The organism is Streptomyces sp. NBC_00247, from assembly GCF_036188265.1.
Classification (GTDB): Bacteria; Actinomycetota; Actinomycetes; order Streptomycetales; family Streptomycetaceae; genus Streptomyces.
In genome coordinates this window covers 3,957,515-3,977,065 of the sequence record NZ_CP108093.1, presented here as the reverse complement: position 1 = coordinate 3,977,065, position 19,551 = coordinate 3,957,515, and the positions used below count along the sequence as shown (strand labels likewise).

At 72.9% G+C, this 19,551-nt stretch carries 17 protein-coding genes; 8 read left to right on the top strand and 9 right to left on the bottom strand.

Annotated elements, in window-relative coordinates; all coding sequences use genetic code 11:
• Window positions 1–271: 271 nt before the first annotated feature.
• The 3 genes from thpR to OHT52_RS17050 all read right to left on the bottom strand — a co-directional run bounded on the left by thpR (window position 272) and on the right by OHT52_RS17050 (window position 2,910).
• Window positions 272–865, bottom strand: coding sequence for an RNA 2',3'-cyclic phosphodiesterase (gene thpR / locus OHT52_RS17060; protein WP_328721074.1), 594 nt, complete (start codon window positions 863–865; stop codon window positions 272–274).
• Window positions 866–1,037: 172 nt separating this feature from the next.
• Window positions 1,038–2,372 carry an MFS transporter gene (locus tag OHT52_RS17055; RefSeq protein ID WP_328721073.1) on the bottom strand — a complete coding sequence of 445 codons (1,335 nt, stop codon included), beginning with the start codon at window positions 2,370–2,372 and terminating at the stop codon, window positions 1,038–1,040.
• A gap of 97 nt (window positions 2,373–2,469) precedes the next feature.
• On the bottom strand, window positions 2,470–2,910 hold the full coding sequence (locus OHT52_RS17050; protein WP_275493602.1) for a MarR family winged helix-turn-helix transcriptional regulator: 441 nt from the start codon (window positions 2,908–2,910) through the stop codon (window positions 2,470–2,472).
• Window positions 2,911–3,042: 132 nt separating this feature from the next.
• Between OHT52_RS17050 and OHT52_RS17045 the strand changes: the two genes are divergently transcribed.
• Complete coding sequence (locus OHT52_RS17045) at window positions 3,043–3,255, top strand: ribbon-helix-helix protein, CopG family (protein WP_328721072.1); 213 nt, start codon at window positions 3,043–3,045, stop codon at window positions 3,253–3,255.
• A 66-nt stretch (window positions 3,256–3,321) separates the two neighbouring features.
• Here the strand turns inward: OHT52_RS17045 and OHT52_RS17040 are convergent, their stop codons facing one another.
• Window positions 3,322–4,761, bottom strand: coding sequence for an NCS2 family permease (locus tag OHT52_RS17040; protein ID WP_328721071.1), 1,440 nt, complete (start codon window positions 4,759–4,761; stop codon window positions 3,322–3,324).
• 264 nt (window positions 4,762–5,025) lie between these two features.
• Between OHT52_RS17040 and OHT52_RS17035 the strand changes: the two genes are divergently transcribed.
• Together OHT52_RS17035 and OHT52_RS17030 are read left to right on the top strand one after the other, a co-directional pair.
• Window positions 5,026–5,337, top strand: coding sequence for a DUF2530 domain-containing protein (locus OHT52_RS17035; protein WP_328721070.1), 312 nt, complete (start codon window positions 5,026–5,028; stop codon window positions 5,335–5,337).
• A gap of 115 nt (window positions 5,338–5,452) precedes the next feature.
• Window positions 5,453–7,885, top strand: a complete 2,433-nt coding sequence (locus tag OHT52_RS17030) for an HAD-IC family P-type ATPase (protein ID WP_328721069.1) — start codon at window positions 5,453–5,455, stop codon at window positions 7,883–7,885.
• 39 nt (window positions 7,886–7,924) lie between these two features.
• Here OHT52_RS17030 and OHT52_RS17025 read toward each other — a convergent pair whose 3' ends face one another.
• Both OHT52_RS17025 and OHT52_RS17020 read right to left on the bottom strand, forming a co-directional pair.
• A complete protein-coding gene (locus OHT52_RS17025; RefSeq protein WP_328723774.1) occupies window positions 7,925–11,143 on the bottom strand; it encodes a sacsin N-terminal ATP-binding-like domain-containing protein in 3,219 nt (1,072 codons plus the stop codon).
• A gap of 245 nt (window positions 11,144–11,388) precedes the next feature.
• On the bottom strand, window positions 11,389–12,318 hold the full coding sequence (locus OHT52_RS17020) for a DUF3027 domain-containing protein (protein WP_328721068.1): 930 nt from the start codon (window positions 12,316–12,318) through the stop codon (window positions 11,389–11,391).
• A 470-nt stretch (window positions 12,319–12,788) separates the two neighbouring features.
• Between OHT52_RS17020 and OHT52_RS17015 the strand changes: the two genes are divergently transcribed.
• From OHT52_RS17015 to OHT52_RS17000, 4 genes are read left to right on the top strand one after another with little or no spacing between them, the layout of a single operon-like run.
• Window positions 12,789–14,258 carry an MFS transporter gene (locus OHT52_RS17015; RefSeq protein ID WP_328721067.1) on the top strand — a complete coding sequence of 490 codons (1,470 nt, stop codon included), beginning with the start codon at window positions 12,789–12,791 and terminating at the stop codon, window positions 14,256–14,258.
• A 27-nt stretch (window positions 14,259–14,285) separates the two neighbouring features.
• A complete protein-coding gene (locus tag OHT52_RS17010) occupies window positions 14,286–14,765 on the top strand; it encodes a DUF2771 domain-containing protein (protein WP_328721066.1) in 480 nt (159 codons plus the stop codon).
• A 48-nt stretch (window positions 14,766–14,813) separates the two neighbouring features.
• Complete coding sequence (locus OHT52_RS17005) at window positions 14,814–15,509, top strand: futalosine hydrolase (RefSeq protein ID WP_328721065.1); 696 nt, start codon at window positions 14,814–14,816, stop codon at window positions 15,507–15,509.
• On the top strand, window positions 15,493–16,383 hold the full coding sequence (locus OHT52_RS17000; protein WP_328721064.1) for a 1,4-dihydroxy-6-naphthoate synthase: 891 nt from the start codon (window positions 15,493–15,495) through the stop codon (window positions 16,381–16,383). Before OHT52_RS17005 ends, OHT52_RS17000 begins: the two co-directional genes overlap by 17 nt.
• Before the next feature lie 104 nt (window positions 16,384–16,487).
• Here the strand turns inward: OHT52_RS17000 and OHT52_RS16995 are convergent, their stop codons facing one another.
• Window positions 16,488–16,871 carry a cold-shock protein gene (locus OHT52_RS16995; protein WP_328721063.1) on the bottom strand — a complete coding sequence of 128 codons (384 nt, stop codon included), beginning with the start codon at window positions 16,869–16,871 and terminating at the stop codon, window positions 16,488–16,490.
• A 169-nt stretch (window positions 16,872–17,040) separates the two neighbouring features.
• On the opposite strand from OHT52_RS16995, the gene OHT52_RS16990 reads away from it, so the two are divergent.
• A complete protein-coding gene (locus OHT52_RS16990; protein WP_328721062.1) occupies window positions 17,041–17,280 on the top strand; it encodes a hypothetical protein in 240 nt (79 codons plus the stop codon).
• Window positions 17,281–17,518: 238 nt separating this feature from the next.
• Here OHT52_RS16990 and OHT52_RS16985 read toward each other — a convergent pair whose 3' ends face one another.
• Complete coding sequence (locus OHT52_RS16985) at window positions 17,519–18,166, bottom strand: HAD family hydrolase (RefSeq protein WP_443046596.1); 648 nt, start codon at window positions 18,164–18,166, stop codon at window positions 17,519–17,521.
• A 66-nt stretch (window positions 18,167–18,232) separates the two neighbouring features.
• On the bottom strand, window positions 18,233–19,531 hold the full coding sequence (locus OHT52_RS16980) for a hypothetical protein (RefSeq protein WP_328721060.1): 1,299 nt from the start codon (window positions 19,529–19,531) through the stop codon (window positions 18,233–18,235).
• Window positions 19,532–19,551 lie beyond the last annotated feature (20 nt).

The window sequence follows — 19,551 nt, the reverse complement described above, 5'->3', positions numbered from 1 at the left end:
GGCCGGCGGTCAGCCGTCGGCCGGGACGCCCGGGGCGTCACCGGGGAGGGCGGTCGTCAGTTGCCCACGGCCGCCGCCACGGCGACGACGACGAACATCAGCACGAGAACGGTGGCCATGATGCGGTTTCTGGTCTTCGGATCCACCCGACGAGGTTAACCGCCCCACCCGTCTCCCCCGTCACCCGCCCCACTCGCCCGCCGCGCCCAGAGCCGGAGATCGTCACCCGCCCTCTTGCCCGCCGTGCCCGGCGCACCGGCAGCCGCCGCGCTCACCGCCCCAGCGGCCAGGCCCGCACCACCTCGTAGCGCGGCTGCTCCCCGGGAACGCCGGAGACCGGCGGGTTGCTGCGGACCAGGCTCAGCGAGTCCGCCTCCCAGGCCGTCCCCTCGAACCCCTCCAGCACCCCGGTGAACGGATGCAGGTCCACGTCCGTGCGGCTGCGCGCGAGCGTGAGGTGGGGCGTGTAACGGCGGTGCTCCTCCATCGGGACACCCGCCCTGCGGGCGGCGGCGTGGGCGCGTTCCGCCAGCAGCCGCAGCGCGTCGAGGCCGCCCGCCGCCCCGGCCCACAGCACCCGCCCGTCGAACCGACCGCCGGCGTGCACCCGGAGCGGGAACGGCTCGCTCCGGTGGGCGGCGCGCTCCAGCCGCCCGTACAGCTCCGGCAGCAGCGCCTCGTCCACCTCGCCGAGGAAGGCGAGCGTGAAGTGCCACCCCTCCGCCCCGGTCCACCGCAGGCTCCGCGCCCCCGGCAGCCCGCGCAGTGGGGCGACGGCGGTACGCAGCTCCTCGACGGCGGAAGCGGGCGGCAGGACGGCGGCGAAGAGGCGCTGGGTGACGGCGGGGTCCTTGCTTCTGCTCATGCGCGCGAGTCTCGCAGTTGCCCGCACGCCCGGGAGGCCGCACGTGTCGCTGACCGCACGACCGCCCGGCGCGGGAGTCCGTGCGGCCCGCCCCCGCACCCCCGTAAACCGTTCCGCCCTCCTTCCCCCGCGCGCGGGAAGGAGGGCGGAACGGTGTCAACGATCGCTCGATCTACGCCGCCGTCGCCAGTTGTTCGCGCGGGACGAAGCGGACGTGAGGGCGCCCCGGGCGGAGGTCCACCTTCAGCCTCAGGCCCCCGACACGGGCCAGCATGAAGCCGATGGTCAGGGCCGCGAGCAGCGATATGCCACCGCCGACCGCGAAGCCGGTGCGGGGGCCGTACGTGTCGCTGATCCAGCCGACGATCGGGGCTCCCACCGGCGTACCGCCGGCGAAGACCATCATGTAGAGGCTCATCACCCGGCCGCGCATGGCAGGGTCGGCGGCCATCTGGACGCTGGTGTTGGCGCTGATGTTGGTCGTCATGCCGAGCATCCCGATCGGCACCAGCAGGATCGCGAAGATCCAGACGGTCGGCGAGAGCGAGGCCGCGACCTCCAGCAGGCCGAAGAGGGTGCCCGCGGCGACGACCATCCTCAGCCGGGAGGAGCGGCGCCGGGCGGCCAGCAGGGCTCCTATGAGGGAGCCGACGGCCATCAGGATGTTGAAGAAGGAGTACATGCCCGCGCCGCCGTGGAAGATCTCGTCGGCGTAGGCGGTGAGCCAGATCGGGAAGTTGAATCCGAAGGTGCCGACGAAGCCGACCAGCGCGATGGGCCAGATCAGCTCCGGGCGCCCCTTCACGTACCGCAGGCCCTCACGGAGCTGGCCCTTGGCGCGGGGCACGGTCACCATCTGGTGGAGTTCGCTCGTCCGCATCATCAGCAGGCCGACGAGGGGCGCGACGAAGGACAGGCCGTTGAACATGAAGGCCCAGCCGCTGCCGACCGTGGTGATCAGGACACCCGCGATGGCGGGGCCGATGAGCCGGGCGGACTGGAAGTTCGCGGAGTTCAGGCTGACGGCGTTGCGGAGCTGCTTCGGGCCGACCATCTCGGACACGAACGACTGGCGGGCCGGGTTGTCCACGACCGTGACCATGCCGAGCAGGAACGCGATCAGATAGACGTGCCAGACCTGCACGAGGCCCGCGAGGGTCAGGGTGGCCAGGGCCACGCCGCACAGGCCGAGCAGGGCCTGGCTGACGAGAAGGAGCTTGCGCTTCGGGAAGCGGTCGGCGATCACGCCGCCGTACAGGCCGAAGAGCAGCATCGGGAGGAACTGGAGGGCCGTGGTGATGCCGACGGCCGCCGCGGACCCGGTGAGGCTGAGGACCAGCCAGTCCTGCGTGATGCGGGACATCCAGGTACCGGTGTTGGAGATCACGGCGCCCGTGGCGAACAGGCGGTAGTTGCGGATCTTCAGCGACGAGAAGGTCCCGCCGGTCGTGCTGTCGTGGGTGGAGGTCGGTGCGGGGGCGGAGTCTGCTCCGGATCCCGTACTCAAAAGGGTTCGCCTCCTCGGCGTGGGTGACTGCTGGCAGGTGACGAGGGAGCGACGGCGGTCACGGGCACGGCGGCTGTGGTCCGGCCGGCCCGGGGCGTCACAGGTGGGCGAGCTTTTCGAGCACGGGTGCGGCGACCCTGAGCTTCTCCCACTCGTCCTCGTCCAGGCCCTCGGCGAGTCCGGCCAGCCAGGCGTTCCGCTTGGTGCGGCTCTCACTGAGCATGGCCTCGGCCCGCTCGGTCTGGCTGACCTTCTTCTGACGACGGTCATCGGGGTGCGGTTCGAGACTGACCAGTCCCTTCGCCTCCAGCAGCGCGACGATGCGGGTCATCGACGGCGGCTGGACGTGCTCCTTGCGGGCCAGCTCACCGGGGGTGGCCGAACCGCAGCGGGCGAGGGTGCCGAGCACCGACATCTCGGTGGGGCTCAGCGACTCGTCGACGCGCTGGTGCTTGAGGCGTCGGCCGAGCAGCATCACGGCGGAGCGGAGGGAGCTCACGGCGGCGGCACTGTCGCCGTCGTGGATCAGGTCAGGCATGGTCATTAGCGTAACTCATTACTTTAACTAAAGACCAATCGGTGGTACGAGCGGGAAAACGCTCACTCGAACGAGTGAGTCGAGCGCGGAAAGTCACACCTGAAGCGCGCCGGGGCGGCGACCCTGCTTGGCATGGGATCGACAGTACTCAGCCTGCGGATCGACGGTGAGCTGCTCGACCGGCTCCGGCAGCACGCCGCAAAACGCGGAATGAGCGTCCAGGACTATGTGGTCCGGACGCTCATTCGCGACGACTTCGACGAGCGCTTCAAGTCGGCGGTCGACGAGACGGAGAAGTTCTACGGCCCCCAGGCCGAACAGGGGCCGGTGGACCGGATCACGTGACCGGCGCCCGTGCTCCCCGGAAGGAGGAGGGGCGCCGGGCCACGCGGTCCGGCCCGGCGGGCCGGATCACGTGAGGCCGAGAGCCGGCATCGCGTAGTAGAAGACGAACACGGCCGACACCACGTACATGGCCACCGGCACCTCACGGCCCCGGCCGGCCGCCAGCCGCATCGCGCTGAACGCGACGAAGCCGATGCCGATGCCGTTGGTGATGGAGTAGGTGAACGGCATCATCACCATGGCGAGGAACGCCGGGATGGCGAGGGTGAAGTCGCTCCAGTCGACCCCCCGGACCGAGCTCGCGACGATCAGGAACCCGACCGCCACCAGCGCCGGGGTGGCCGCCTGCGAGGGAACCATGGTCGCCAGCGGCGTCAGGAACAGCGCCACCGTGAAGAGCAGCCCGCTGACCACGCTCGCGAGGCCGGTACGCGCACCCTCGCCGACGCCCGCGGTGGACTCCACGAAGCAGGTGGAGGCCGAGGAGGAGGTCGCGCCGCCCGCGGCGACCGCGATGCCGTCGACGAACAGCACCTTGTTGATGCCGGGGAAGTTGCCGTCGGTGTCGGTCAGCTTCGCCTCGTCACCGACGCCGAGGATGGTGCCCATCGCGTCGAAGAAGCAGGACAGCAGCACGGTGAAGACGAAGAGGATGCCGGTGAGGACGCCGACCTTGGAGAATCCACCGAAGAGGCTGAAGTCGCCGAGCAGCCCGAAGTCCGGCGAGGCGACCGGGTTGCCCGGCCACTCGGGGACGGTGAGGCCCCAGGCACCGGCCGGCAGGTCCACGGCCGCGTTGATGATCAGCGCGACGATCGTCATGGCGACGATCGAGATCAGGATGGCACCCGGCACCTTGCGGACGATGAGCCCGAGGGTGAGCAGCACGCCCAGCACGAAGATCAGGACCGGCCAGCCGTGCAGGTGACCGCCGCTGCCGAGCTGGAGCGGGACGGTGGTCTGGGCGATGTCCGGGATGCGGGAGACGAATCCGGAGTCGACCAGTCCGACGAGCAGGACGAAGAGTCCGATACCCATCGAGATGCCCTTGCGGAGCGAGGTGGGCACGGCGTTCATCACGCGTTCCCGGAGCCCGGTGGCGACCAGCAGCATCACCACGATGCCCGCGAGGACGACCATGCCCATCGCGTCCGCCCAGCTCATGCGCGGGGCGAGCTGGAGGGCGACGACGGTGTTGACGCCGAGACCGGCGGCGAGCGCGATCGGCACGTTGCCGATGACGCCCATCAGCAGCGTGGTGAACGCCGCGGTCAGCACGGTGGCGGTGACCAGCTGGCCGCTGTCGAGCTGGTGCCCGTACATGTCCTTGGCGCTGCCGAGGATGATCGGGTTGAGCACGATGATGTACGCCATCGCGAAGAACGTGGCGAATCCGCCGCGGATCTCACGGGCGACCGTGGAACCCCGCTCGGAGATCTTGAAATACCGGTCGAGCCCGTTCTGCGGCGGGCTGGGGTCGACCTCTGCGGTGGCCGAGCGGGACATGTGTGACCTCAGACGTACGGAGGAGCCGTGGAGCGGGCCCTGGATCAAGTGGGGTGCCGGGGGGAAAGGTGACCGTCTTTGGACTTTTACACGAATAAATCGCGCCATTCCCGAACGGATTAAGTATGAATACATAAGGCGAAGATCGCTATCTCCGCGCGTAGACCCTTGTGGCGCAAGGGATCGGGGCCCTTATGTACGCGGCTCTCATCACCGCACCGGCCTGCCCCTCCGTGCCCGACCGGGGGCCCATAGACTGGGGCCATGGAGAAGTGGACACCGAAGCACGAGGCGCCCGAGCCCTTGGAGGGCCCCGTCGTCGCCACCATCACGGGCGGCACGATCCTCTGGTTCGTCCTCTTCCTCGTGCAGCTCCCCTTCTACGGCTGGTTCGACGACCACGGCCACCTCTGGTGGGTGTGGACCTGCCTCGCCGGGGCCGGACTCGGCCTGATCGGCATCTGGTACGTCCGCGGACGCGACGCGGCCCTCAAGCGCCACGCCGCCCTCCGCGATGCCGCGGCCGCCGCCGTGACGGGTGACGACGGGCCGGACGCCCCGGGCGCCGCGGGCTGACCGCTCCGCTCCCCCGCACCCCGCCCGCCCGGCCCTCCCCGCGCGGGGCCGAGCCTCCCCCTGTACAGCCCCGTCTCGCGGGCTGACCCGGCGTTCCGCCCGTACCGTCTGAACCATGACGCAGCGGGCAATCGACTCCTCCGGGGGACAGACCCCCGATCGCTCCCCCTCCGAAGGGGCCGCTCCCCTCGCGTACGACCCCCGCGGGCTCTCCACCGCCGAGGTGGCGGAGCGGGTCGCGCGGGGCGAGGTCAACGACGTGCCCGTCCGCTCCTCGCGCTCGCTCACCGAGATCGTCCGCGCCAACGTCCTCACCCGGTTCAACCTGATCATCGGCGTGCTCTGGGTGATCATGCTGGCGGTCGCGCCGATCCAGGACAGTCTCTTCGGCTTCGTCATCATCGCCAACACCGGCATCGGCATCGTCCAGGAGTGGCGGGCCAAGAAGACCCTGGACGGGCTCGCCGTCATCGGCGAGGCGAAACCCACCGTGCGGCGCGACGGGACGGCCGGCGAGATCTCCACCTCCGCGATCGTGCTCGGCGACCTGATCGAGCTGGGACCGGGCGACAAGGTCGTGGTGGACGGCACGGTCGGCGAGGCAGACAACCTGGAGATCGACGAGTCCCTGCTGACCGGCGAGGCCGACCCGGTGCTCAAGCGCGCGGGCGACCCGGTGATGTCGGGCAGCTTCGTCGTCGCGGGCGGCGGGGCGTTCACCGCGACGAAGGTCGGGCGCGAGGCGTACGCCGCCCAGCTGGCGGAGGAGGCGTCCCGCTTCACCCTCGTCCAGTCCGAGCTGCGCAGCGGCATCTCCACGATCCTGAAGTACGTGACCTGGATGATGATCCCGACCGCGATCGGGCTCGTCATCAGCCAGCTGGTGGTCAAGGAGAACGACTTCAAGGAGTCGGTCGCCCGGAGCGCCGGGGGGATCGTGCCGATGATCCCGGAAGGGCTGGTGCTGCTGACCTCGGTCGCCTTCGCGATCGGGGTCGTACGCCTCGGCCGGAAACAGTGCCTCGTCCAGGAGCTGCCCGCCATCGAAGGGCTGGCCCGGGTCGACGTCGTCTGCCTCGACAAGACCGGCACCCTCACCGAAGGCGGCATGGACGTCACCGAGGTCCGCCCGCTGGGCTCGGCCGACGAGGCGTACGTCTCCCGCGTGCTGGGCGCCCTCGGCGGCTCGGACCCCCGGCCGAACGCCAGCCTCCTGGCCATCGTGGACGCCTACCCCGACCCGGGCGGCTGGCGGGTGACGGACACACTGCCGTTCTCCTCGGCCCGCAAGTACAGCGGCGCCGCTTTCCGGGAGGACGGCTCGGGTGATCACCCCGCCGACTCCGTCTGGCTGCTGGGCGCTCCCGACGTGCTGCTTCCCGACGGCGATCCCGAGCTGGCCTCGATCGAGGAGCTGAACCGGCAGGGTCTGCGCGTCCTGCTGCTCTCCCGGGCGAAGGGCGGACTCGACGGCCCGGACGCCGCCGCCGGCTCCCGGCCGACCGCGCTCGTGGTGCTGGAGCAGCGGCTGCGGCCCGACGCCGGGGAGACGCTGCGCTACTTCGCGGACCAGCGGGTCGCCGCGAAGGTGATCTCCGGGGACAACGCCGTCTCGGTGGGGGCGGTGGCCGGAAAGCTCGGTCTGCCGGGCGCCGAGCACACGCTCGACGCCCGGAAGATGCCCGAGGAGCGGGACGCGATGGCGAGCGCGATGGAGGAGAACACGGTCTTCGGCCGGGTCACCCCGCAGCAGAAGCGGAACATGGTCGCGGCCCTCCAGTCGCGCGGCCACACCGTCGCGATGACCGGCGACGGCGTCAACGACGTGCTCGCGCTGAAGGACGCCGACATCGGTGTCTCGATGGGCTCGGGATCGGAGGCGACCAGGGCGGTGGCGCAGATCGTGCTGCTCGACAACAGCTTCGCCACGCTGCCCTCGGTGGTCGCCGAGGGCCGCCGGGTGATCGGCAACATCACCCGGGTCGCCACCCTGTTCCTGACGAAGACGGTCTACTCGGTGCTGCTGGCGATCCTGGTGGTCTGCTTCCAGGTGGAGTACCCGTTCCTCCCCCGGCACCTGACGCTGCTCTCGACCCTGACGATCGGTGTCCCCGCGTTCTTCCTGGCGCTCGCCCCGAACAAGGAGCGGGCCCAGCCGCACTTCGTCCGCCGGGTGATGCGGTACGCCGTCCCGTCCGGGGTCATCGCGGGGGCGGCGACCTTCCTGACGTACTTGCTGGCCGGGAGCCACTACTCGGGGGCGGGGGCGCTCGACGCGGAGACCAGCGCGGCGACGCTGACGCTGTTCCTGGTGTCGATGTGGGTGCTGGCGATCATCGCCCGCCCGTACACCTGGTGGCGGATCCTGCTGGTCGCCTCGATGGGGGCGGCGTTCCTGATCGTGCTCGCGGTGCCGTGGCTCCAGCACTTCTTCGCGCTGAAACTGGTCGGCGCCACCATGCCGTGGGCGGCGGTGGCCGTCGCGGCTGCGGCCTCGGTGCTGCTGGAGTACGTCTGGCGCCTGGTGGGCCGCCGCTTCGGGGCGTGAGCCCTTCGACGGACAGGAGCCCACCAGGCACCGGCTCGCTCAGTCGAACCAGCGGTCCCGGGCCAGCTCCTGGGTGCGGGACGGGTCCTCCAGCAGGGCGGCGACCTCGAAGCGGCGGGGCCACTGGCCGGCCGCCCAGGCGAGTCCGGCCGCGACCCCTTCCAGGGTGGAGGCGTGCACGGTGCCGTCCGGGGCACGGCGCCAGTCGAGTTCGACGCCGCCGGCGTGGAGTTCCTCGTGCTCGACGTAGGTGTCCGGGGTGCGGTCGCCGAGGAGGGCGCGGACCGGCTCGGGCACCTCGTGTTCCTCGCCCTCGGTCTCCACCTCGGCTTCGATCGTCTCGCCGAGCCGTCGCACCTGGAACAGCTCCGCCAGCTCGGCGGCGCGGGCCGGGGCGACCGGGAGCAGGGGCATCCCTCCGGCGAGCGGCAGCACGTCGGGGGCGTCCGCGACGACGGCGTCGGAGGCGTCGACCACCTCCACCGCGCCGTCCACGACGGCCCGCAGCTCGTCGGGCAGGGTGACGTGTTCCGGGTCGAGGTCGGCGAGCGCGGTGTAGAGCGCGTGGAGCTGCGCGGCGGTCACCGGCCGGTCCTCGTCGGCGAGGCGGCCCAGCAGTTCGGCGGCGCCGCCCGGCTCGTCCAGCAGGGCTTCGACCGTGGTGCGCACGCCGAGCGCGCGCAGCACCTGGGCGTCGTCGAAGCCGGAGGCGTCCACCGCGTCGTAGAGGCCGCTCAGCAGCGGGTCGCCGCCCGCCGCACGGACCCCGGCCGGGCGGCGGCCCTCCAGCACCGGGTGGTCGCGCAGCCACCAGGCCGTGTACGGGCGCACCGAACGGGTCGTACCGTCCGGGAGCAGCACCCGGACCGGCTGGGTCAGGGCGTCGCGCAGCGGTGGCCGGGAGAGCATGGCGAGCGCCTGCGGCCAGGCGTCGTCGGCGACGAGGTCGAGATCGCGCACGGCGACGATCTCGGTGGCCACCGGCGGCACCGGGGTGTCGGGGAGCTGGTCGAGCAGGTCCTCGCACCAGACGTCCACGGCGTCCAGCAGTCCGGCGTCGTCGGGTTCGGCGAAGTCGCCGTCCCGGGGCTCCAGTTCGTCGGGGTCGAGGACCACGTCGGTGGTGCGTACGAGGGCGAAGGTCGCGAGCACCCCGCAGGCGGTGAGCGGCTGCTCACCCCAGCGCTCGGTCAACTCATCGTCACAGAGCGCGAGTTCCCCCTCGCGCATGATCTGGGCGAACTCACTTCCGGGGAGCACGAGTTCACCGGCGGGCGCGGTCTCCCCGTCCTCGTCGAGCAGCGCGAGGGCACCGAGCCAGGGTTCGTCGCCGGGGCTCAGCTCGGCGTCGCGCACCAGGGTGAGGACGGTCTCCACGAGCTCGTCGCCGTCGAGCGCGTCCTCGTCCCAGATCTCCCCGGCGTCGAGCGATCCGGCGACGGCGGCGCGCACCTGGGGGGTGGTCAGTACGGCGCGCGGGGTGGCGGGCAGCGCGCCGAGCTTCTCCAGCAGCGGGTGCGCGGCGTCCGGGTGGGCGACCTTCAGGCCGAGCCGGGCGAGGCGGGCGAGCACCGGGCCGGTCAGCGCGTCGGGCAGCGGCAGCAGCACCTGGCGCGGGCCGATCGTGGTGCGGGGCGGCTGCCCCTCGGGGGCGTCGGGCGCCCCGGCCAGCGGGACGGGCAACCCGGAGAGGCGGTCCGGGTCGACCCCGGCGAGGCTGTCGTAGAACCGCCGCCACCAGTGGGGTTCGCGCTCCAGACCGGCGAGCCGGTCGATCGCCTCGGTCAGCGGCACCCGGCCGACGCCCAGGGTGCGCAGTTCGGTGCGGCGCTCCAGCCCGGCGGGCAGCAGGCACGGCAGGACCTCGGCGAGCACCCGTACGGTCTCGGCGCCCGCGCCCTCCACGACCTCGGCCTCGACGGGCCGCAGAGCCGCGTGGTCCCGGTGCCGGACGGCGTCGGGTGCGCCGGGCTCCGCCCAGTCGTCGGCCCAGTTCTCGGCGATCGGCGCGAGCGCGGCGGCCGGGTCGGCGGGTACGGCCGGCGCGAGGAACGCGACCCGGGGCAGCCGCTGGAGGATCGCCGCGCGCAGCGCCCCGTCCACCGCGCCCCGGCCGAGCGGTCCGGGCACGAGGTCGAGGGTGCCGGTGGAGACGGGGTGCCAGTCGGCGAGGAGTTCGGCGTAGGCGTCGGCCGCGCGCTCCACCAGGAAGTCGGTGAGCGGGCCGGGCGCGGGGTGCCTGCGGGTGGGGTCCAGCGGCAGCGAGGCGATGAGCAGGGCGGGTACGCCGAGCGGTTCGTCGGTGGGCGTCGGGGCGTGCACCACGGGGGCGGTGCCGGGGCGGCGGGGCGAGCCGTCCTCGTCCACGGGGACGGCCCAGGTGACGGACCAGTGCGGGCGCAGCCGCTCCTCGACCGGCCGGTCGGCGAGCAGCGCGGGCTCGACCGGCCCGTGGTGGAAGACGGTGCGCCAGCGGTTGACGCCGTGCGCGGAGTCCTCGACGTGGATGTACGGGCCGTGCGCGGAGCGCCTCAACGTCCGCACGCCGGAAGGGGTTTCGACCACGATCTCGTCGAGTCCGGTCAGGGTGAGCAGGAGTGCGTCGTCGATGTGGTCGAGCAGCCGCTCGACCAGGTCCTCGGCGGCGGTGTCGCGCAACGGCAGCACCACGACGGTGTCGTACCCCTCGGGCGCGGTGCCCTCGGCGGGCAGCGGGAGGCGCAGCAGCGGTACGTGGCCGTCGCGGCGGCGGAGTTCGTCCCCGAGGCCGGGGCTGCCGACGGCCGCGCCCTCGGCGAGGACCCGGGCCTCGGCGAGGGACCAGCGGACTCCGCCGTGGCGGCCGAGGACGGCGGGTTCGTCGCTCACCGCGAGCACGGCGGCGAAGCCGACGCCGAAGCGGCCCACGGAGGTTTCGTGGCCCTCGCGCTTGGCGGAGGCGCGCAGGGTGGAGAGGGATTCGACGCCGGTGGCGTCGAGCGGGGCGCCGGTGTTGGCGGCGGCCAGCACGGCGGGGGCGCCGTTCCCCCCGGGGTGCAGGGTGAGGCGGAGCCGGCCGGGCGTCTTGGCCCGGCCGGCGGCGTCGGCGGCGTTCTGCGCGAGTTCCACGACGAGACGGTCGCGGTACCCGCCGAGGGCGAGGTCCTCCTCGGCGTTGGCGTCCTCGCGGAAGCGGGCCGGCCCGGCACCCCAGGCGTCGAGCACGCCGCGCCGCAGCCGTGCCGTCCCGAACGGATCGGCCCCCTCGGTCGCCTTCATGCTCACGCTTCGACTCCGCTCTGTTCCGCTGCCCCGTCGGCCGTTGCCGCCCAGTGTGCGCCCGAACGTACCGCGCGCGGACGACAGCGCGGTTCACGGGAGCGGGTACGACGGATGTGCGCGGGGTGCGCGAGGGGTGCGCGGTGCCGCCCGGCGGACCCGGTGGTGGCCGGGTCCGCCGGGCGGTGCGGTGCGCCGGAAGTGGCCGGTCCGGTCAGGACCGGCCGGGTCCGCCGTGCGGTGCCTCAGGAGTGGCCGAGGTCGTCGGCGTGCGCGTCGGTCTCGTCGGGGACGGAGCCGCCGTCGCGCTCGGGGTGCAGCTGGTAGGTGTCCACCCGCATGGTGTCGAGCGCGTGCGGTGCGGGCGTCGGCGGCTTCGGCATGACGGCCGCCTCCGAGTGACCGCCGCAGCCGTACGCCAGCGAGACGACATGGCCGTCGGCCGGACCGAACTCGTTGGCGCAGACGCCGAAGGCCTGCCGCAGCGAACCGGTCAGCGGGACCAGGAACGCGCAGCTCACGCAGGTCGCGGGGGCGGCCTGGGCCATCGGCGTCTTGGGGCCGAACTCCTCGTCCCAGCGGTCGGCCGCCGCGTGCAGCCCGTACCGGGACAGCACCCGCGCACGCCGCATGCCGAGCTCTTCGGCGACCGAGGCGATGGAGCCCCGGCCGATCGCGGACTGCCGGGAGGTGAGCTCGGCGTCCTCGGTGTCGACGACGTCGGCCAGCTCCCCGGAGACCTCCGGCGTCTCCGACTCCTCGACGGTCTCACCGGTCCACCCGGGCTCCAGGCGGAGGTCCTCCGCCTCGGTGGGCAGCAGGTCGCCGGGGCCCATGTCGCCGGGGCGCAGCCGTTCGCTCCAGGGCACCCACTCCGGGGCGAGCAGGGCGTCCGAGCCGGGCAGCAGCACCGTTTCGTCGAGGGTGACGTTCTTGGCGCGGGAGGCCCGGGCGACGGTCACCGCCCAGCGCCAGCCCCGGTAGCCGAACATCTCGCACTCGAAGTAGTGCGTGACGACCCGGTCCCCTTCGGCCACGACGGCCACGTGCTCGCCGACCTCGCCGGGTGCGGCGGCCTCCTCGGCCGCGGCGCGCGCGAGGTCTACCGCTTCGGCACAGAGCCGGTCGGGAACAGGGGTACGGGCCGTACGGCTTCGCGTCGTCGCAGCACTCACAGGTCTCGCTTCTCTCCTACGCAGTCTCACGAGCGCGCCGATGGCTCCATCGATGTCCGATTTCAGCCATGACGGCTGTGGGCGGAGCGGACCAGAGGACCGCGTCGACGTCCACACCCGTTGTTGCCTGCCTCGGGCGTGCTTCTCAGAACCCATTCTGCGGGATCGCGGAGAGGCGCGCGGCCAAGAACAACCGCCGGTGGCGCGTAACGCACGCTACCCTCTCCGCCGCCCCTCGCCCACCTGCCCGCCCCAAACGCGACCTTTCCGATGCGTGACGCGACGGATTCCACCGGCCCGACGCCGGGGAAATTCCCGCCGCCGCGTTCCTCGCGCCCCGGGGCGCGTTTCGAAAACGGCGCCGTCCACCCCGTACCGCCGTCCTCCCCGTACCGCCGTCCGCACCCTCGTGGGCCGATGCCCCGCGCTGTCGTCGGTTCGCCGGAGAAAGGTTGGGGCAGTATGACGAAGTGGCTTCCGTCCGGTCGCACGACGTCTCCGGCCCCTTCCGCAGAGCGGGCCGGTCGATGAGACGTGCGCTGCACTCGGGCTTCTTCGGCACCGGGCGGTCCATCCGCAAGGTGACGCACGCCCACGGCGCCGGTGAGTCCGGGCTCGGCAAGCTGATCGAGCTGCACGCCGTCAACGGAGCCGGCGACGTGATGATCACGGTGGCGCTGGCCTCCACGGTGTTCTTCTCCGTCCCGACCGACGAGGCCCGGGGCCGTGTCGCGCTCTACCTGGCGATCACCATGGCGCCGTTCACCCTGCTCGCCCCGGTGATCGGTCCGCTGCTCGACCGGCTGCCGCACGGTCGCCGGGCGGCGATGGCGGCCGCGATGCTGACCCGCGCGCTGCTCGCGATCGCCATGTCCGGCGCGGTCGCCACCGGCGGCCTGGAGCTGTACCCGGCGGCGCTCGGGGTGCTCGTCTGCTCGAAGGCGTACGGAGTGGTGCGCAGCGCTGTCGTGCCGCGGTTGCTGCCACCGAAATTCTCCTTGGTGAAGGCCAATTCGCGGGTCACCCTGGCGGGGCTGCTGGCGACCGGGATCGCCGCCCCGATCGGCGCGGGGCTCCAGATGGTCGGGTCGGCATGGCCGCTCTTCGGCGCCTGCGTGATCTTCCTGGGCGGCACCTTCCTCGCCTTCACCCTGCCGCCCACCGTGGACTCGGCCAAGGGCGAGCGCCGGGCCCGTCTCGCGGAGGAGCCGGGCGTGCCCGCCGTGCCCGCGCCCACCGCCCGTACTCACGGCTCCCGGACCGGCTCGACCCTGCTCTCCGTCAGGCGCGCCGGACGCCGGGAGGCGGCGGGGCGCCGCAAGGGGGAGAAGCGGGAACGTCCGCCGGGGCTGCGGTCGGTCGGCGGTTCGGTGCTGCACGGCCTCCAGGCCAACGCGGCGCACCGCGCGCTCTCCGGCTTCCTCATCTTCTTCCTGGCGTTCCTGCTGCGGAACGAGCCGCTGTCCGGGCAGAGCGCGGCCGTCTCGCTCGGCATCGTCGGTGTCGCGGCGGGCGTGGGGAACGCCTGCGGCACGGCGGTGGGCTCGCTGCTGCGGGCGCGCGGGCCGGAGGTGATCGTCGCGACGGTGCTGGGGATCGCGCTGGGCGCCGCGGTGCTGGCCGCGCTGTTCTTCTCGACGGTCTTCGTCGCCGTGCTCGGCGCGGTCGCCGGCTTCACCCAGGCGCTGTCGAAGCTCTCGCTGGACGCGATGATCCAGCGCGACGTGCCGGAGGAGGTGCGGACCTCCGCCTTCGCCCGCTCGGAGACGGTCCTTCAGATGGCGTGGGTGGTCGGCGGCGGCATCGGGATCGCGCTGCCGCTCAATGGAGTACTGGGCATGTCGGTCGCCGCCGGAATCCTCGCGCTGGGTGCCGCAACGTCCGTACGGGGTCTCCTGACCTCCGCGCGGCGCGGCTCACCGCACCCCCGCGTGGCGTGAAGCGGAGCGACCGATAGCCTTCGGCCCATGACCGTTGCGTTCTTCTCAGGTAAGAGCCGTCGAATCGGCGTCGCTCTTGGTGCCGTGTCCGCGGGACTCCTCGTCCTGTCCGCCTGCGACAAGCCGACGCCGCTCGCCACCGTGACGGTCGGTACGACCTCGGTGTCGACCGAGGCCGCCTGCTACAACGACGGCGATCCCATCAAGGAGTCGTTGATCCAGGGCTGCCTGAACAAGAAGGCCGACAAGTCGATCGACGTCGCCATGGACGACCGGGTCCGCTTCGGCGTCGACCCGGAGGTCGCCGACAACGGCTGGACGCTCTTCATCGACGGTCAGCAGGCCGAGCAGGAGCCGTACAAGCGGACCTACCGTTCGATCACCGGCAGCGCGTTCTTCTCCAGCCAGACCGGCGAGACGAGCAACGAAACCCAGGTCAGCGTGGTCGAGACCGACGGTTCGAAGCTCATCGGCATCTGGCACTTCAAGCTCAAGAAGAGCGACTGATCCGCGTTCCGTCCCCTTCCTCGTAGCTCGTCGGAGGAATCCTTTCCCGTGCGTGTGCTCGTCGTGACCGCTGTTCCCGCCGAACGGGACGCGGTCACACGCGCGTCCGGGGAGGCTCCCGAGGTGCGTACGGTGCCCGGTGCCGAGGTGCACCGCACCGGCCCGCTGGACGTGCTGGCGGGCGGGGTCGGCCCGGCCGCCGCCGCCGCGGCCACCGCGTTCGCCCTGGCCTCCGGCCCGTACGACCTCGTCGTGTCGGCCGGGATCGGCGGCGGGTTCGCGCCCGCCGCACCCGTCGGCTCCCTCGTCGTGGCGAGCGGCATCGTCGCCGCCGACCTGGGCGCCGACACGCCCGAGGGCTTCGTCCCCGTCACCGGACTCGGCTTCGGCCGGGTACTCCATGTGCCGCCCCGCTCCCTGGTGCGGGAGGCCGCCGCCGCGACCGGCGCGGCGACCGGCACCGTGCTGACCGTGTCCACCGTGACCGGCGGTGCGGAGCGCGCCGCCGCCCTGCTGGCCGCCCACCCCGGCGCCCTCGCCGAGGCGATGGAGGGGTTCGGGGTCGCCGAGGCGGCCGGCTCGCTCGGTCTGCCGGTGCTGGAGATCCGGGCCGTGTCGAACCCGGTCGGCCCGCGCGACCGGGACGCCTGGCGCATCGGCGACGCCCTGGCCGCGCTCACCGGAGCCTTCGGGAAGCTCATCCCCGTACTGGAAGGTTGGACCCACCATGACCGCAACGACTGACGGCGCCGCCGCTACCGGCACGGACGCCGCGCTGAAGATCTCCTTCTCCCCCTGCCCCAACGACACCTTCGTCTTCGAGGCGCTGGCGCACGGCCGGGTCCCCGGCGCCACCCCGATCGACGTCACCTTCGCGGACATCGACATCACCAACGGCCTCGCCGAGCGCGGCGAGGGCGACGTGCTGAAGGTCAGTTACGCGGTGCTGCCGTGGGTCTTGGAGGAGTACGCGCTGCTGCCGTGCGGCGGCGCGCTGGGGCGTGGCTGCGGCCCGCTCGTCCTGACCCGCGAGCCGGGCACCGACCTGACCGGCAAGACGGTCGCCGTACCGAGCGAGCGCTCCACCGCCTATCTGCTCTTCCGCCTCTGGGCCGCACAGACCCTGCCGGGCGGGGTCGGCGAGATCGTCGTCATGCCGTTCGACGAGATCATGCCCGCGGTGCGTGACGGGAAGGTGGACGGCGGACTCGTCATCCACGAGGCCCGTTTCACGTACCAGAACTACGGCCTGCACAACCTCGCCGACATGGGGCAGCACTGGGAGTCCACCACCGGGCTGCCGATCCCGCTGGGCGCGATCATCGCGAAGCGCTCGCTGGGCGCGGAGAAGCTGCACGCGCTCGCCGACGCCATCCGCACCTCGGTCCGCATGGCCTGGGACGACCCCGAGGTCTCCCGCGGTTACGTCCTCGCGCACGCCCAGGAGATGGACCCGGCCGTCGCCGACCAGCACATCGGGCTGTACGTCAACGAGTTCACCGCCGACCTCGGCGAGGACGGCTACGCGGCGATCCGGGGGCTGCTCACGCGCGCCGCGGCGGAAGGGCTGGTCCCGGCCCTCGCGCCGGACGCGCTGGCCTTCCCCGCGCAGCCGTAGCGGTTTTTGGCCAGACACGCGCCGACGGCGGCCCCGGGAAGGGGCCGCCGTCGGCGTGTCTGCGGGGGTACGGGCGGTGGGCCGCCGTACCGGATGGCGTTCGCTCACACGTCGAGCTGATCGGCGACCGCGCGCAGCAGGCCGGCGATCTTCGCGCCGGACGCCTTGTCCGGGTAGCGGCCCCGCTCCAGCAGCGGCGTGATGTTCTCCAGGACCGTCGTCAGGTCCTGGACGATCGACGCCAGCTCGTCCGGCTTGCGGCGCTGGGCCGCCGCGACGGACGGCGTCGGATCGAGGATCGTGACGGAAAGCGCCTGGTCACCGCGCTGTCCGGCCACCACACCGAACTCGACCCGCTGGCCCGGCTTGAGCCCCTCGACCCCGGCGGGCAGGACCGACGAGTGGACGAACACGTCCGCGCCGTCGTCACGGGAGAGGAAGCCGAAGCCCTTCTCGTTGTTGAACCACTTGACTTTGCCGGTGGGCACTTCGTCCTCGTCCTCGTCGCTCGTCGATGCGCGGGAAGCCGCCGGGAAACGGCTCCGTACAGCAGGAGAGCGGGTCGCGAGGACCCGCCGATCTTCAGGCTAGTGGCCCCTGGGCCCGGGACAAGACGTCGCCGGGCCAATGTCTCGCAGCGGGAACTACCCTTGCGGGGTGAGCACTACTCCTTCAGGCGCGGGCGACCAGCTGGTCCGGATCGGCGCGGTCGTCTTCTTCGTCGGCGCACTCGCCACGCTGGTCACGGTGGCCCCACTGTTCCTCGGAACCGACCCCTTCCCGTCGATCGCGTACGCGGTCTGCATGCTCATGGGGGTGGGTTTCCTGATCGCCGCCGCGGGCGTGGTCCGCTCGGTGTGGTCGAACTCGCCGAAGCGGGCCGCGAGCCGCTCGTAGCCGGGTCCCGACGGCCCTGGCCGTGGTGTGAACGGAGCGCTGTCCGCCCGGAGGGCGGGTCCGGCGGCGTCCGGTGCGTGCGATCGCGAGGCGGAGGGTCGCCCCGATACCGGATGCGTCGGGGCGACCCCGACCACGCGGCGAGCGTGCGTGCCGGGCGTCGCCGGACGGGCGGGACCTTCACGACACGGCCCAGCGGTCCCTGGGGTCCCGGGCGTGGAGCCCCGTACCCGGAACGTCAGGCCGTGCGCCGGGCCTCGTACTCCCGCAGCCAGGCCGGGAAGGACGTGAGGTCGGTCAGCACCACGTCGGCGCCCGCGGCGCGCAGCTCCTCGGCGTCGCACGGGCCCGTGGCCACGCCGACCGACACGGCCCCGGCGACCCGCGCCCCGCGTACGTCCCCGACGTGGTCGCCGACGTAGACCTGCGCGCCCTCGGCGAGCAGCGCCTTGCCCTTCTGCTCCGCCCAGAGGTCGCCGATGACCAGGTCCGGGGTGAGGCCGAGGTGGGTGCAGTGGAGTTCGGCGTTGGGCTGGAACTTCGCGGTGACGACGATCGCCCGGCCGCCCAGCGCCTGCACCGCTTCGATGGCCGCGCGGGCCCCGGGCATGGCGGTGGTCGGGACGATCGCGTGGCGCGGATAGGTCTCCCTGTACCGGTCGGCGACCACGGCCACCCGGTCGGCGCGGAACCAGTTCGTGAGCTCCTCGTCCACGGGCGGCCCCAGCCTGCTGACCACGAGATCGGCGTCGATGGGCACACCGGTCTCCGCCGAGAGGGCCAGGTAGTTGGCCTTGATGCCGGCCCGGGAGTCGATGAGCGTCATGTCGAGGTCGAATCCGACCGTCAGCGTGTGCGAAGAGATGTGCGAAGCCATGTCTGCCATTGTGCCGACCCGTCCGGACCCCGTGCCGGGGCGGGCGGGCGGCGGGCGGGCCCGGGCCCGCCGTGCTCAGCCGCGGGCCCGGCGCGCCCGCCACACCAGGTACACGGCGGAGGCCACCGCCGCCGTGCGGAGCGCCACCGGCCACAGACCCGTCAGGACGTCGCCCATCGCGCCCTCGGCGATCGGCTCGCCCCAGCGCCCGCGCATCCTGCCCCAGACCCACACCACGGCCCCCGCGGCGACCACCCCGGGCAGCCCCAGGGCGGCCCACTTCGCCTCGGCCCGGGAGAGCGTGCGGGAGCTGTAGGCGAGCAGCCAGCCACCGGCGAGGGCCAGCCACGAGCCGATCACCGCTCCGGCGACCAGCAGCGCGGCGGCGATCAGGAGCACCGGGCTCCCGAGCCGGCGCCCGGCCGGGGCGGCGGCGGGCGCGGCGGGCGCGGGCGCGGGCGCCGGGGCACGGCGGCGCAGTCGGGGCAGCGGAAGGCGCCGGCGTACGGGCTCCGGGGCGGCGGCCGGGGCACCACCCGGCGCGCCTTCGGCACCGTCCGCCTCATCCGTTCCGTCCGCCGTGTCCGGATCGCCTCCCGCGCCGTCCTCGCGAGGGCGGGGCGGCGGCTTCAGCAGGGCGGGGATCTCCACCCCGCCGGTGAACCCCGGTACCCGCACGCCGTCGCCGAACTCGCCGAACGGGCCCGGCTCGACCCGCCACCACTCGCGTTCGCCCACGGTGTCGCCGAGCCGGTCCAGGCCGATCACGTGCGGGGCGGACGGATCGGGCCAGTAGCCGGAGTCCCCGGTCTCCGCCGCCCAGTCGATCCCGCTCGGCCCGGCCGTCCCGCCCGGCCCGTGCGCCGCTTCCGCCGACTCCGCCGACTCCGTATCCCGGCCTCCGCCCCGGCCCTTGCGGAACGGCGACGCGCCCCACCGTGATCCCGCCTCGCCGCGCTCCGCGTCCGTGCCGCCCGCCCCGGAGAGCTCCTCGGCGGCGGGCCGGGGCCGGAACACCCCGCGCCGGGGCGCCGCCACGGGTCCTGCCGGGGCGTCGTCGGAGTCGTACGCCGTTTCCCTCGTGGGGGTTGCCGAACGCGGCGGCGGCAGCGGTGCCGAGGGCGGTACGGGTTCCCCGCCCTCCGCCGACTCGACGGCGGCGGCCACCAGTTCGCCCGGATCTCCGAGGCGTCCGATGATGCGCCGCACGGCGGCGGGCGAGTTCGCCCCGGTCTTCCCGCGCTGCTTCTCGATATCGTCGCGCACCTGCGCGACGAGCCTCATCCGGGCTCCTGAGGACAGCTGTTGTCGCTGCGCCAGGTCCCCGACACGGCTCAAGAACTCGTAGACGAGCTGGTCGCTCTCGATCCCCACGTGGCCCGTCCCCTCGGTTC